Annotated in this window: 15 protein-coding genes; 14 read left to right on the top strand and 1 reads right to left on the bottom strand. The window is 69.2% G+C overall.

Going from position 1 to position 13,945, the window contains the following annotated elements:
* Positions 1 to 61: 61 nt before the first annotated feature.
* Complete coding sequence (locus ACFJGU_RS19110; protein WP_382305695.1) at positions 62 to 859, bottom strand: peptidylprolyl isomerase; 798 nt, start codon at positions 857 to 859, stop codon at positions 62 to 64.
* 60 nt (positions 860 to 919) lie between these two features.
* On the opposite strand from ACFJGU_RS19110, the gene ACFJGU_RS19105 reads away from it, so the two are divergent.
* The 14 genes from ACFJGU_RS19105 (at position 920) to nusB (ending at position 13,667) form a co-directional block, all read left to right on the top strand.
* Entirely contained in the window at positions 920 to 2,278 is a 1,359-nt protein-coding gene (locus ACFJGU_RS19105; RefSeq protein ID WP_382305693.1) for a replication-associated recombination protein A, read from the top strand.
* 202 nt (positions 2,279 to 2,480) lie between these two features.
* Positions 2,481 to 3,110, top strand: coding sequence for a 30S ribosomal protein S4 (rpsD, locus tag ACFJGU_RS19100; RefSeq protein WP_382305691.1), 630 nt, complete (start codon positions 2,481 to 2,483; stop codon positions 3,108 to 3,110).
* A gap of 89 nt (positions 3,111 to 3,199) precedes the next feature.
* On the top strand, positions 3,200 to 3,613 hold the full coding sequence (locus tag ACFJGU_RS19095) for a DUF948 domain-containing protein (RefSeq protein WP_382305689.1): 414 nt from the start codon (positions 3,200 to 3,202) through the stop codon (positions 3,611 to 3,613).
* A 49-nt stretch (positions 3,614 to 3,662) separates the two neighbouring features.
* Positions 3,663 to 3,854 carry a hypothetical protein gene (locus ACFJGU_RS19090; protein ID WP_092552793.1) on the top strand — a complete coding sequence of 64 codons (192 nt, stop codon included), beginning with the start codon at positions 3,663 to 3,665 and terminating at the stop codon, positions 3,852 to 3,854.
* A gap of 70 nt (positions 3,855 to 3,924) precedes the next feature.
* Positions 3,925 to 6,591, top strand: coding sequence for an alanine--tRNA ligase (gene alaS / locus ACFJGU_RS19085; RefSeq protein ID WP_382305688.1), 2,667 nt, complete (start codon positions 3,925 to 3,927; stop codon positions 6,589 to 6,591).
* A 3-nt stretch (positions 6,592 to 6,594) separates the two neighbouring features.
* The gene (ruvX, locus tag ACFJGU_RS19080; RefSeq protein ID WP_382305687.1) at positions 6,595 to 7,080 is read left to right on the top strand and encodes a Holliday junction resolvase RuvX; all 486 of its coding nucleotides are present in this window, start codon (positions 6,595 to 6,597) and stop codon (positions 7,078 to 7,080) included.
* Positions 7,073 to 8,353: an endolytic transglycosylase MltG gene (mltG, locus tag ACFJGU_RS19075; RefSeq protein ID WP_382305686.1), complete on the top strand. Its 1,281-nt coding sequence runs from the start codon at positions 7,073 to 7,075 to the stop codon at positions 8,351 to 8,353. Before ruvX ends, mltG begins: the two co-directional genes overlap by 8 nt.
* Complete coding sequence (locus tag ACFJGU_RS19070; RefSeq protein WP_382305684.1) at positions 8,343 to 9,260, top strand: shikimate dehydrogenase family protein; 918 nt, start codon at positions 8,343 to 8,345, stop codon at positions 9,258 to 9,260. The genes mltG and ACFJGU_RS19070 overlap by 11 nt, the downstream gene beginning before the upstream one ends.
* Positions 9,261 to 9,335: 75 nt before the next feature.
* Entirely contained in the window at positions 9,336 to 10,535 is a 1,200-nt protein-coding gene (gene aroC, locus ACFJGU_RS19065; RefSeq protein WP_382305682.1) for a chorismate synthase, read from the top strand.
* A complete protein-coding gene (locus ACFJGU_RS19060) occupies positions 10,532 to 11,101 on the top strand; it encodes a shikimate kinase (protein ID WP_382305680.1) in 570 nt (189 codons plus the stop codon). The genes aroC and ACFJGU_RS19060 overlap by 4 nt, the downstream gene beginning before the upstream one ends.
* A complete protein-coding gene (gene aroB, locus ACFJGU_RS19055) occupies positions 11,098 to 12,177 on the top strand; it encodes a 3-dehydroquinate synthase (RefSeq protein ID WP_382305679.1) in 1,080 nt (359 codons plus the stop codon). Before ACFJGU_RS19060 ends, aroB begins: the two co-directional genes overlap by 4 nt.
* A gap of 10 nt (positions 12,178 to 12,187) precedes the next feature.
* The gene (locus ACFJGU_RS19050; RefSeq protein WP_382305677.1) at positions 12,188 to 12,622 is read left to right on the top strand and encodes a type II 3-dehydroquinate dehydratase; all 435 of its coding nucleotides are present in this window, start codon (positions 12,188 to 12,190) and stop codon (positions 12,620 to 12,622) included.
* Positions 12,623 to 12,686: 64 nt separating this feature from the next.
* Positions 12,687 to 13,247 (top strand): elongation factor P, encoded by a 561-nt coding sequence (gene efp, locus ACFJGU_RS19045; protein WP_382305675.1) that lies wholly within the window; start codon positions 12,687 to 12,689, stop codon positions 13,245 to 13,247.
* A gap of 9 nt (positions 13,248 to 13,256) precedes the next feature.
* Positions 13,257 to 13,667 carry a transcription antitermination factor NusB gene (gene nusB / locus ACFJGU_RS19040; RefSeq protein WP_382305673.1) on the top strand — a complete coding sequence of 137 codons (411 nt, stop codon included), beginning with the start codon at positions 13,257 to 13,259 and terminating at the stop codon, positions 13,665 to 13,667.
* Positions 13,668 to 13,945: the final 278 nt, after the last annotated feature.

The raw sequence follows: 13,945 nt of genomic DNA, 5'->3' as shown, positions 1-13,945 counted from the left end.
AACCATCCTGTCGACGATGTCTGGAGTACGGCCACAAGCCTATTGCACCGGGCGCGGTGGGTTATTGAACTGTGACATTGGTGATGACGGCGGGAGCGGCGGGCTTGCCGTCGCCGGAACCGTCGGCCGTGCCGGCCGCGACCACGCTCGACTTCAGGGCGTCGAGCCCGCTGGTGACCTGTCCGAGCACGGTGTAGCCGCCCGCGGCATCCGAGGGGATGGTGCTGTCGTCGTAGACGATGAAGAACTGGCTGCCCATGCTGTAGCCGTTGCCGCTCTGGCGCGCCATCGCGAGGGTGCCCGCCGGGTAGACGTCGTCGGCCGGGGCGTTCTCCACCGGGCCGTAGCTGTAGCCCGGGCCACCGGTGCCCGTGCCCTCCGGGTCGCCGCACTGCAGCACGAAGATGCCGCTCGTGGTGAGGCGGTGGCAGGAGGTGCCGGTGAAGAATCCGTCCGAGGCCTGCGAGATGAAGGCCGAGACGGCCTGCGGTGCGGCGGCGCCGTCGAGGGTGATGCCGAGCGGAACGTCGTTGATGGTGAGGGTGCCCGTCCAGTCGCGGCCCTCGGCGAGAGTGGAGGACGGCACGTCGCCGGTGTTCTGACCCTCGGCTGCCGCGTCGTCGGCCGGCGGCGTCGCCGATGCACTGGGGGAGGCGACGGGCGAACCCGGGCCGCCGTTGAAGTAGAAAAGCTGGGCGGCGGTGACGCCGGCGATCACCACGACCACGACGACCGCGGCGATGATGTTGTCGCGCACCCGGCGCTTGGTGCGCTCCGTGTGGGCCGTCTGCCGGGCCTGGTAATCGCGCAAGCGGGTGCGGGCTTCTCGAGCGGCGCGCTCCTGATTGCTGGGTGCCACGGGTCCTCCATCGGTCTTCGATCGCCGGGCGCTGTCGGCCCATCACAGTACCCTAGACGTATGGCTTATCAGCAACCGGGACTCCACTCCGGAGCAGTCCCGCTTGCGGTGCGGATGCGTCCGCGAACCCTCGACGAAGTGGCCGGTCAGAAGCACCTTCTGCGCCCGGGCTCGCCGCTCGTCAATCTCGCCTCCGACACCGGCGGCACCTCGGGTTCGGTCTCGGTCATCCTCTGGGGCCCGCCGGGCACCGGCAAGACCACGCTGGCGCAGGCCATCGCCCACTCCTCGGGTCGTAAGTTCGTCGAGCTCTCGGCGGTTACGGCGGGCGTCAAAGACGTGCGTCAGGTGATGGATGACGCGTTCCGCAACCGCGATCTCTACGGACTGTCGACGGTGCTCTTCCTCGACGAGATCCACCGCTTCACCAAGGCGCAGCAGGATGCGCTGCTCCCCGGTGTCGAGAACGGCTGGGTCATCCTCGTGGCGGCCACGACCGAGAATCCGTCGTTCTCGGTCATCTCACCCCTCCTCTCGCGTTCTCTCCTGCTCACGCTCGAGCAGCTGACCGACGACGATCTCGGTGTGCTGATCGACCGCGCGGTCACCGATCCGCGGGGCCTGGCGGGCAAGGTCGCCCTCGACGACGAAGCCCGCGCTGCGATCATCCGGATGTCGTCGGGCGACGCCCGTCGCGCCCTCACCGCCCTCGAAGCCTCAGCCGGCACTGTGCTCGCCGGGGTCGCCGACGACGACGAGGGCGACGACGACGAGGTGCCGCTCATCACCGGCGCCGTGCTCGAACAGTCCGTCGACCGTGCGCTGCTCCGCTACGACCGCAACGGCGACGAGCACTACGACGTCATCAGCGCCTTCATCAAGTCGGTGCGCGGCTCCGACGTCGACGCTTCCCTGCACTACCTCGCGCGCATGTTCGAGGCGGGCGAAGACCCGCGGTTCATCGCCCGGCGCGTCATCATCCTCGCGTCGGAGGACATCGGCATCGCCGACCCGCAGGCGCTTCCGATCGCGGTGGCGGCCGCCGAGGCCGTCCAGATGATCGGGATGCCGGAGGGTCGCATCCCGCTGGCCGAGGCCGTGGTCTACCTCGCCACCGCCCCGAAGTCCAACGCCGCTTACATGGGCATCAACGCGGCCATCGCCGACGTGAAGGCCGGCAACTTCGGTCGGGTGCCCAAGCACCTGCGCGACGCCCACTACGCCGGGGCCAAGAGGCTCGGACACGGCAAGGGCTACAAGTACCCGCACGATGACGAGCTGGGCGTGGTGCGCCAGCAGTACCTGCCCGACGAGCTGGCCGGCACGACCTACTACGAGCCCACCGATCACGGGCACGAGCGCGAGATCTCCGCCCGGCTCGCGAAGCTGCGGGACATCACGCGAGGGCCGCAGAAATAGGCGGATCGGCGACATCCGCTGTGCTAGTCTTGTCGATGCCTAATCAGCGTCATTTCGGAGCGGCTGCCGATCGACACTGGTAACGGGATCGCGTCCTTTAGCCGGACCGCCCGGCACACACCCTCTTACTTGGACTCCTGTGGAGTCACGCGCACTGCTGTGCGCAATCCCATCTTGTAAGAATTCCGACGAAAGGACGTAAGTGGCTACCAAGTCGCGTACGCGCAGCAAGACCCGCCTCTCCCGGGCCCTGGGCATCCCGCTCACCCCGAAGGCAGCGAAGTACCTCGAGAAGCGTCCCTACGCTCCGGGCGAGCACGGCCGCACCAAGCGTAAGCAGGACAGCGACTACGCCGTCCGCCTGCGCGAGAAGCAGCGTCTGCGCGCCCAGTACGGCATCCGCGAGAAGCAGCTGAAGATCGCCTTCGAAGAGGCCCGCAAGGCGAAGGGCCTGACCGGTGAGAACCTGGTCGAGCTCCTCGAGATGCGTCTGGACGCCCTGATCCTCCGCTCCGGCTTCGCCCGCACCACCGCTCAGGCCCGTCAGATGGTCGTGCACCGTCACATCCTGGTCGACGGCCAGCTGGTCGACCGCCCGTCGTTCCGCGTGAAGCCGGGTCAGCTCATCCACGTCAAGGCCAAGTCCGAGGGCACCGAGCCCTTCCAGGTCGCGGCCGCCGGCGGTCACGTCGACGTGCTGCCCAAGACCCCGGGCTACCTCGAGGTCGAGCTCGACAAGCTGCAGGCCCGCCTCGTGCGCCGCCCGAAGCGCGCCGAGGTCCCCGTGACCTGTGAAGTGCAGCTCGTGGTCGAGTACTACGCAGCGCGCTAGCACGCAGCACGACATACTAGAAGGCGGGTCACCCCAGGTGGCCCGCCTTCGCGTTTCTGAGAGCGCCGTATCCGAAGAGGGGTTGGACCATGACCGGTGGAGACATCGCAGGACTGATCGCCGCCGGCGTGTTCGCCGTCCTGGTGGCCATCATCGCCATCCCGCTCGTGAAGCTCGGGGGAGTGTTCGACCAGACCCGCGACTCGATCAAAGACGTCAGCGACGGCATCACCCCCATCCTCTCCGAGTCGACCGTCACCATCCAGGAGGCGAACAAGCAGCTCGCCCGGGTCGATGTGATCACGCGCAACGTCGAAGAGGTGACGGGGAACGTCTCGTCGCTGGTGTCGCTGTTCGCCGCCTCCGTCGGCGGCCCGCTGATCAAGCTCGCGAGCTTCAGCGCCGCCGTGCGCGCCGCGATGCTGAGCTTCCGCGCGGCGAAGGGCGAGGATGCTGACGGCACCGCTCGACGACCCAAGAAGCCCACGAAGTCCAAGCACTAAACTGGCCGGAGGCTTTTCCAGCCGTCCGACACGAACGAGGAGAACGACGATGAAGAAGTTTCTGTGGTTGATCGCCGGAGTGGGCATCGGATTCCTGGTCGCGCACCAGTTCAACCAGACCGCCCGGGGCAAGCAGTTCTTCAATGAGTTCGACAAGAAGACGAAAGAGTTCAGCGACTCGCTGATCGACGGATACCGCGAGCGCGAGGCCGAACTCCGCGCCGCCATCTCCGGCAAGTAACACCCCTGACGCCGCGGCCGGCCGCATCCGAGCCGGCCCTCGCGGCACGACCCGAGGACATCCCGAATACATGCTCACCGCTGACATCCGCTCCCGCTGGCTCGAATTCTTCGGAGACCGGGGGCACACGGTCGTCCCGTCCGCCTCCCTGGTCAGCGAAGACCCGTCGCTGTTGTTCACGGTGGCCGGGATGGTGCCGTTCATCCCGTATCTCTCGGGGCTGGTGCCCGCACCGTACCCGCGCGCCACGAGCGTGCAGAAGTGCATCCGCACCCTCGACATCGAAGAGGTGGGCAAGACCACCCGGCACGGCACGTTCTTCCAGATGAACGGCAACTTCTCGTTCGGCGACTACTTCAAAGAGGGCGCCATCGGGTACGCCTGGGAGCTGCTCACGACGCCCGAGAGCGAGGGCGGCCTCGGCTTCCCCGAGCGCGACCTCTGGGTCACCGTCTACGAAGACGATGACGAGGCCATCGACATCTGGAAGCGGGTCGCCGGGCTCCCGGATGCGCGCATCCAGCGTCGCGGAAAAGAAGACAACTACTGGTCCACCGGCCAGCCCGGCCCGGCCGGCCCGTGCTCGGAGATCTACTTCGATCGCGGCCCGGCGTACGGCGCCGAGGGCGGCCCGGTGGCCGACGAGAACCGGTACATCGAGATCTGGAACCTCGTCTTCATGCAGTACCTCCGCGGCGAGGGCACCTCGAAGACCGAGTTCGAGATCCTGGGCGAACTGCCCCGCAAGAACATCGACACCGGCATGGGACTCGAGCGCGTCGCCTTCCTCAAGCAGGGCGTCGAGAACCTCTACGAGATCGACCAGGTGCGTCCGGTGCTCGACCGCGCCGCCGAGATCTCGGGCCGCCGCTACGGCGCCGTGCACGACGACGACGTGCGGATGCGCGTGGTCGCCGACCACGTGCGCAGCGCCCTCATGCTGATGTCGGATGGCGTGACCCCGTCGAACGAAGGTCGCGGCTACATCCTGCGCCGCCTGCTGCGCCGCACGGTGCGCTCGATGCGCCTTCTCGGCGTCGACACGGCCACCATGCCCGAGCTGCTCACCGCCTCGCGCGACGCGATGAAGGCCGCGTACCCCGAGGTCTCGGCCGACTTCGACCGCATCTCGCGCGGCGCGTACGCGGAGGAGGAGTCGTTCCTCCGCACACTCACGGGCGGCACGACCATCCTCGACACCGCGGTCTCGAGCACGAAGGCGGGCGGCGCCTCCGTGCTGCCCGGAGACACGGCGTTCCTCCTGCACGACACCTACGGCTTCCCGATCGATCTCACGCTGGAGATCGCCGAGGAGTCCGGCCTCGCCGTCGACCGCGTGGCATTCGAATCGCTCATGGCCGAGCAGAAGCAGCGGGCCAAGGCGGATGCCAAGGCCAAGAAGCTCGGCATCACCGACCTCACGGTCTACAGCCCGTTCCGCGCCCTGGGCGAGACCGTGTTCCGTGGCTACGACGAGCTGGAGGCCGAGGCCCCCGTGCTCGGCCTCATCGTCGACGGTGTGTCGGTGAACTCCGCGGTGGCCGGGGAGCAGGTGGAGGTCATCCTCGCCGAGACCAGCCTCTACGCGGAGTCGGGCGGTCAGGAAGCCGACGCCGGCACCATCGTGGGTGACGGCTTCGAGCTCACCGTGCTCGACGTGCAGAAGCCGGTGAAGGGTCTCATCAGCCACCGCGCCGAGGTCACCAGCGGTCAGGTCGCGGTGGGGGATCTCGCCCGCAGCGTCGTCGACCCGCAGTGGCGGCGCGGTGCCACGCAGGCGCACTCGGCCACGCACCTCATCCACGCCGCCCTCCGCGAGACGCTCGGCGAGCAGGCCCACCAGGCGGGTTCGTACAACAAGGCCGGGTACATGCGGCTCGACTTCACCTGGAACCAGCCGCTGTCGGTCGAGACCCGCACCGAGATCGAGGAGATCGCCAACCTCGCCATCCGCGACGACCTGGAGGTGGTGACGCGCGAGCTGCCGCTCGACGAGGCCCGCTCGATGGGCGCGATGGCGCTGTTCGGTGAGAAGTACGGCGAGGTCGTGCGGATGGTGGACATCGGCGGTCCGTGGTCGCGCGAGCTCTGCGCCGGCACGCACGTCGCGTCCAGCGCCCAGATCGGCATGATCAACCTCCAGGGCGAGTCGTCGATCGGCTCGACCAACCGCCGCGTCGAGGCCCTCGTGGGTATCGAGGCCTTCCGTGAGTTCGCCACCGAGCGCGCGCTCGTGTCGCAGCTCACCTCCTCGCTCAAGACTCCGCGCGATGAACTGGTCGGCCGGATCGCCGACCTGACCGCGAACCTCAAGGCGGCCGAGAAGAAGATCGCCGCGTTCGAGGCGGGTCAGTTGTCGACGCGGATCCCCGCGCTGGCCGGCACCGCGCATCCGGTCGGTGCGGTCACGCTCGTGGCCGAAGACCTCGGCGAGCTCCGCTCGGCCGACGACGTGCGGCAGCTCGTGACCGGCGTGCGCGACGCACTCACGGCATCCGGAACCACCTCTGCCGTGGTGGCTCTGGCGGCCGTCGCCGCCGGGAAGCCCGTGGTCATCGTCGCGACGACCGATGGCGCCCGGAGCGCCGGCGCGAAGGCCGGAGCACTCGCCAAGCTCGCCGCGGGCGTGCTCGGCGGAGGGGGAGGCGGCAAGGACGACCTCGCCCAGGGCGGAGGGACCGACGTCTCCGCGATCGGCGCCGCGCTCACCGCGATCACGCAATCGGTAGCCGGATAGCGGATGCGTCCAGGAGTCAGGATCGGCATCGACGTCGGGAAGGCGCGCATCGGAGTGGCGCGCACCGACCCGCACGGGATGCTCGCGACTCCGGTGGAGACCGTGCCCCGCGCGAAAGACGGCGATGCCGATGCCGACGTGCGGCGCATCCGTGCGATCGTCGACGAACTCGACGCGATGGAGATCGTCGTGGGCCTGCCGCTCTCGATGAGCGGCGGGGAGACGGCCTCCACACAGGACGCCCGGGACTTCGCCGGGCGGCTCGCCGCGGCCGGGAATCCGCCCGTGCGGATGATCGACGAGCGCCTCACCACGGTGTCGGCGCAGGCGGCTCTGCACGCCAACGGCCGGAACACTCGCAGTTCCCGCCCCGTGATCGATCAGGTGGCCGCGGTTATACTCGTGCAACACGCTCTGGACAGTGAGCGTTCCTCGGGAAAGCCGCCCGGCATCCTCATCGACCCGAGTCAAGGAAAAGGTAGTGACTGACCGCCAGCCACCAGAGAATCATCCGTTCGCCGAGTTCTTCCGTGCAGAGACGCCCGTGGAGACCAAGGACGGACCCTCCTCCGCGCGCGGCGGGCAGCCCGCCACGAGGCGCGACGCGCGCCGGGTGGCCGAGCAGCCCGCGCATCACCGGGCGTCGAGCTCGGGTGGCGGCCGGGGCGGCCGAGGGGGGTACGACGACCGAGGTCACGAGCGCAAACCGCGCCGCTGGCTCCGGGGACTGATCGTCGCCGTGGTGATCCTGGGGCTGCTCACCGCCGCCGGCGTCTTCCTCTACAACCAGTTCGGCTCCCAGGTGGCGACTCTCTTCGCCGGCCAGCAGGTCGACGACTACGAGGGCACGGGTTCGGGCGAGGTGATGTTCGTCGTGAACGACGGCGACATCGGCGAGACCATCGGCGACAACCTCGCCGCGGCCGGCGTCGTGAAGAGCTCGGCGACCTTCTACGACCTGCTGCTGAAACAGGATCCGGCCCCGGTCTTCCAGGCCGGAACGTTCAAGCTTGCCGAGAAGATGAGCGCGCAGGCCGCGCTCGACGCCCTGCAGAACCCCGACAACAAGGTCGACTACACGGTCACGATCCCCGAAGGATCCAGCGCGAAGGGCATCTATCAGGAACTCGCCGACGTGACCGGCATGCCGCTGGCCGACTTCGAGGCCGCGGGCGCGAACTACGTGGCGCTCGGCGTGCCGGCACAGGCGCCGAGCATCGAGGGCTTCCTCTTCCCGGCCACCTACACCTTCGAGCCCGGCCAGACGCCGGCCGACATGATCACCACCATGGTGCAGCGCAACTTCCAGTCGCTGGATGCCGCGGGAGTGGCGCCCGACGACCGCTTCCGGGTGGTCACCCTCGCCGCCCTCATCCAGAAGGAGGCCGGGAGCGTCGACGACATGTTCAAGGTGTCGCGGGTGTTCACGAACCGGCTCGACCAGGGCATGAACCTCGAGTCCGACGCGACGGTCGCCTACGGCGCCGGCCACAGCCGGGTGGAGACCACCTCCGCCGAGCGCGAGGACGCGTCGAACCTCTACAACACCTACGCGAACCCCGGGCTGCCCATCGGGCCGATCTCGAACCCGGGCGACGACGCGATCAACGCCGCGCTGCATCCGGCCGACGGCCCGTGGCTCTACTTCGTGACGGTGAACCTCGACACGGGCGAGACGGTGTTCTCGGAGACCGCCGACGAGCACGCCGCCGCGGTCGAGCAGCTGCAGCAGTGGTGGGCGGATCACCCCGATGTCCAATAGCGTCGCGGTTCCCGACGACGAGCCCGACCTGCTGCGGGGTTCGCTGAAGCTCGGCGTGCTCGGTTCGCCGATCGCGCACAGCCGGTCGCCCCTGCTGCACCGCACGGCGTACGCGGCCCTCGGGCTGCGGTGGAGCTACGACGCCTACGAGGTGACGACGGATGCCCTCCCGGGCTTCGTCGACGCGCTCACCCCCGAATGGCGCGGGCTGTCCCTCACGATGCCGCTCAAGGAGACCATCCTCGGCTCGCTCGACTCGGTCGACACGATCGGCGTCGCCACCGGGGCCGTGAACACGGTGCTCGTCAGTCATCACGACGGCCGGCGCCGACTCGACGGCTTCAACACCGACGTCTACGGCATCCGCGAGGCCCTCGTGCGGGCCGGTGTCACCCGGACCGCGCGCACGCTCGTGATCGGCGGGGGAGCGACCGCCCGCTCGGCCGTGGTCGCCGCCGCCCAGCTCGGCAGCGAGCACGTCGACATCGTGCTGCGGAGTCCGGCCAAGGCCGGCGAGGTGGTGGAGGCGGCGCGCGCCGCGGGTGTGAGCTCGACGGTCACGGCCCTGCACGATCCGGCCCTGGCCACCCTCGTGCCCGATCTCACCATCAGCACGCTGCCCGGCGGGGTCGGCGTGTCGGTGAACTTCGTCGACACCGCCATCCCGTCGTCGTCGAGCCTGCTCGACGTGGCGTACCACCCCTGGCCGAGCGAGCTCGGCGGCCTCTGGGAGTCGCAGGGGCGCCTCGCCGTGCCCGGGCTCTCGATGCTCGTGCACCAGGCTGTGGCGCAGATCCGCATCTTCCTGCGCGGAGACCCGCTGGTGAAACTCGACGACGAGGAGCGCATCACCGCGGCGATGCTCGACGCGGTCGGCCTCGACGCTGCGGGCCGACTGCTCCCGTAGCGTCAGCTCCGCGAGTCGGATGGCGGACGTCCGCTCCGGCCGAACGCGGGTGCCGTCTGTGGGAAGATCGTAATCATGCTTCGTTGGCTCACAGCCGGCGAGTCCCACGGTCAAGAACTCATTGCGATCGTCGAAGGACTCCCGTCCGGCATCCCGGTTACCCTCGATCGACTCCGCGCGGATCTCGCGCGCCGCAAGCTCGGCTACGGCCGGGGCGCCCGGATGAAGTTCGAGCAGGACGAGCTGGCGATGACCGGAGGTGTCGTGCACGGCCGCACCCTCGGCAGCCCCGTCGCGGTGCGCATCGGCAACACCGAGTGGCCGAAGTGGACCGAGGTCATGGGCGTCGACCCGCTCGACGAGGAGCTGAAGGGCACGGGCCGCAGCGCCCCGCTCACGCGCCCGCGCCCCGGTCACGCCGATCTGGTGGGCATGCAGAAGTACGACTTCGACGAGGCGCGGCCCATCCTCGAGCGTGCCAGTGCCCGTGAGACCGCTGCCCGCGTGGCGCTCGGCGCCATCGCGAAGGCCTTTCTCGAGCAACTCGGCATCCAGCTCGTGAGCCACACGCTCGCCATCGGCCCGGTGCGGGTGCCCGAGGGGTCCCCGCTGCCGCGGCCGGGCGATGTCGACGCCCTCGACGCCGATCCGGTGCGTTGCTGGGATGCCGCGACCAGCGCGCTCATGGTGGCCGAGATCGACGACGCGCACAAGGAGGGCGACACCCTCGGCGGCGTGGTGGAGGTGCTCGCCTACGGCCTGCCGCCCGGGCTCGGGTCGCACGTGCACTGGGACCGCCGACTCGACTCCCAGCTCGCCGCGGCGCTCATGGGCATCCAGGCCATCAAGGGGGTCGAGGTAGGCGACGGCTTCGAGACCACCCGGCGCCGCGGTTCGGCCGCGCACGACGAGCTCTACCGCGAGGGCGACGAGATCACGCGGGCGACCGACCGCGCGGGCGGCACCGAGGGCGGCATGTCGACCGGCACCGTGCTGCGCGTGCGCGCCGGCATGAAGCCGATCGCGACCGTTCCGCACGCCCTGCACACCATCGACGTGGCCACCGGGGAAGATGCAGCGGCGCACCACCAGCGCTCCGACGTCTGCGCCGTTCCGGCCGCGGGCGTGGTGGCCGAGGCGATGACGGCCCTGGTGCTCGCGAACGCGGTGCTGGAGAAGTTCGGCGGGGATTCGGTAGGCGAGACCCGGCGCAACCTCGAGTCGTACCTCGCGGCCATCCCCGAAGCCCTGCGAACCGGTATCGCACGCCCGTGACCCTCGTTCTGATCGGCCCGCCCGCCTCCGGCAAGTCGCGCATCGGCAAGCGCGTGGCCCGCACGCTCGGGGTGGCGTTCGTCGACACCGACAAGCTGATCGTCGAGGCGCACGGCCCGATCCCCGACATCTTCGCCACTCACGGCGAGCCCCACTTCCGCACGCTCGAGCGCGCCGAGGTGGTGCGGGCGCTCCGCACCGATGCCGTGGTGTCGTTCGGCGGCGGAGCCGTGCTCGACCCCGACACCCAGCACGACCTCGCCGCCCATGCGGTCGTGCTGCTCACGGTGCAGCCGCACGCCGTGCTCGCGCGGCTCGGCAGTGGCAAGCGACCGCTCGTACCCGACCTCGACGCCTGGGTCGCGCTCTACGAGCGCCGGCGCGACCTCTACGAGCGTCTGGCCGATCACCGGGTCGACACGACGGACCGGCCCACCGACCTGATCGCCGCGGAGATCGCCGACTGGGCGCGCACTGAACCGCGCGCCCGCACCAGCGTCCCCGCCGCCAGCGTCCCTGTCGCCAGCGTCCCCGCCGACAGCCACACCGAGGAGAGCACCCGATGACCGCCGAAGCCACCTCCATCCCGGTCACCGGGGACACCCGCTACGACATCGTGGTGGGTCGCGGGGTGCTCGACCGGATCGGCGACGGGCTCGGTCCGGGCGTCAAGAAGGTGCTGGTGGTGCATCCACCGACTCTCGCCGTGCTCGCGGCCGAATTGCGCGAGCAGCTGCTCGACCGCTACGAGGTTCTGCTCGCCGAGGTCCCGGATGCCGAGGCCGGCAAGCGCGTGGAGGTCGCCGCCTTCTGCTGGCAGGTGATGGGCCAGGCCGACTTCACCCGCACCGACGCCGTGATCGGGTTCGGCGGCGGCGCCGTCACCGACCTCGCCGGCTTCGTGGCGGCGACCTGGCTCCGCGGGGTGACGCTCGTCCAGGTTCCGACCACACTGCTCGGCGCTGTCGACGCCTCGGTCGGCGGCAAGACCGGCATCAACACCAACGAGGGCAAGAACCTCGTGGGCGCGTTCTACCCGCCGAGCATCGTGGTCACCGACCTCGACCTCCTCACCAGCCTGCCGCGCAACGAGATCCTGGCCGGATTCGCCGAGGTGGTGAAGGCGGGGTTCATCGCCGAGCCGGAGATCCTCGACATCATCGAGGCGGATGTCGACCGCGCGACCGACCCCACGAGCGACGAGTTCCGCCGCCTGATCGAGCTCTCGATCGGCGTGAAGGCCCGCGTGGTGAGCAGCGACTTCAAGGAGTCCGGTCTCCGGGAGATCCTGAACTACGGTCACACCCTGGGGCACGCGATCGAGCACGCGGAGCGCTACCAGTGGCGGCACGGCGCGGCCGTTTCGGTGGGAATGGTCTACGCCGCCGAACTGTCCCGGCTCACCGGCTCGCTGCCGGACGCGGTCGTCGACCGGCACCGCGAGATCCTCACCTCCCTCACCCTGCCGATCACCTACCCGGCGGGGCGCTGGCAGACCCTGCTCGCCACGATGCAGCGCGACAAGAAGTCGCGCGGCGGCATGTTGCGGTTCATCGTGCTCGACGACATCGCACGGCCCTCGGTGCTGCAGGGCCCCGAGACCGCGCTGCTGTACGCCGCCTACCAAGAGATCGCGTCCTAAGGAGTACCGCATGGCATCCGTCCTCGTTCTCAACGGCCCGAACCTGGGGCGCCTCGGCAGCCGCGAACCGGATGTCTACGGTTCGCAGGACCTCGTCGCGCTCGAAGCGCTGCTGGTCGCCGACGCCGCCGGGCGGGCCGACATCGATCTGCGCCAGACGAACGACGAGGCCGAGCTGATCTCCTGGCTGTACGAGGCGGTTGACACGATGACCCCCGTCATCCTGAACCCGGCGGCGTTCACCCACTACTCCTACGCGCTTCGGGATGCCGCGGCCCTGGTGACGAAGGCGGAGCTGCCGCTGGTGGAGGTGCACATCTCGAACCCGCACGCCCGGGAGACCTTCCGGCACACGAGCGTCATCTCCGCCGTCGCCACCGGGGTCATCGCCGGGTTCGGGTTCGGGAGCTACCGGTTGGCTCTCCGAAGCATCCTCGACCTCTGAGCTACACTCTTTCAGGACCGAAACGCCGGTCGCACCCCAAGACTTCGAACGGATCACCTCTTTCATGGCTTCAACGAACGACATCAAGAACGGCACCGTGCTGAGCATCGACGGTCAGCTCTGGAACGTCATCGAGTTCCAGCACGTCAAGCCCGGCAAGGGCGGGGCGTTCGTGCGCACCAAGATCAAGAACGTGATGACCGGCAAGGTCGTCGACCGCACCTTCAACGCGGGCGCCAAGATCGACACGGCCAACGTCGACCGTCGCGACTACCAGTACCTCTACAAGGACGGCGACTCCTTCGTGTTCATGGACACGAGCGACTACGACCAGATCACGCTGCCGGCCGCCATCGTGGGCGATGCGGCGAACTTCCTGCTCGAGCAGCAGACCGCGACGATCGCGCTCAGCGAAGGCGAGCCGCTCTACGTCGAGCTCCCGGCATCCGTGACCCTCGAGATCACCTACACCGAGCCCGGCCTCCAGGGCGACCGCTCGACCGGCGGCACCAAGCCCGCGACCGTCGAGACCGGCTACCAGATCCAGGTTCCGCTGTTCCTCGAGATCGGCACCAAGGTCAAGGTCGACACCCGCACGGGCGACTACCTCGGCCGCGTCAACTAGGCGCGGGCGTTGAGCGCACGCACGAAGGCCCGGAAGCGCGCCCTCGACATCCTCTACGCCGCCGACGTGCGGCAGATCCCGATCGCCGAGTCGCTCGCCAGCGAGGCGACCCGCGCGGCGAGCGAGCCCGACCGGCAGAACTCGTGGCTCTATGCTCGGGAGATCGTCGACGGGGTCGTCGATCACTTCTCCGAGATCGACGAGACCATCCAGACCTACGCACAGGGCTGGACGATCGCCCGCATGCCGACGATCGACCGGGCTCTGCTGCGGATCGCGATCTGGGAGATCCTCTACAACGACGAGGTGCCGGCGTCGGTCGCCATCTCGGAGGCGGTCGAGGCCGCGAAGACCCTCTCCACCGAGGACTCCTCGAGCTTCATCAACGGCGTCCTCGGCAAGGTCGCCGAGAGCGCCTAGGGTCCCGCCTCCACTTTTCGGCGATGTGCCGGCCGTCAGCTGGCGCATCGTCTATTGCTCGTGCCGCCGCTACTGCGGCGCGAGGCGATCTGTTCGGCTGAGGTCGCCGTCGCGGCCTCGGCCTGGGTCGTCCCGGCACGGCCCGCGGCTTTCACCACTGTTCTCATTACTCATTCGCCAAAAGTGGTCGGAATTGAGGGTGTCGTTGCGGCGTGTTTTGGCGTTTCACCACTCACGAGGGTGGGGACGGAGAGCGCAGCCCGGGGAACGCAGCGGCG

It is taken from the genome of Herbiconiux sp. UC225_62, from assembly GCF_042694625.1.
In the GTDB taxonomy this organism is placed as follows: Bacteria; Actinomycetota; Actinomycetes; order Actinomycetales; family Microbacteriaceae; genus Herbiconiux.
The sequence above is the reverse complement of the archived record's forward strand: the minus strand, read 5'-3'. Positions and strand labels throughout refer to the sequence as shown.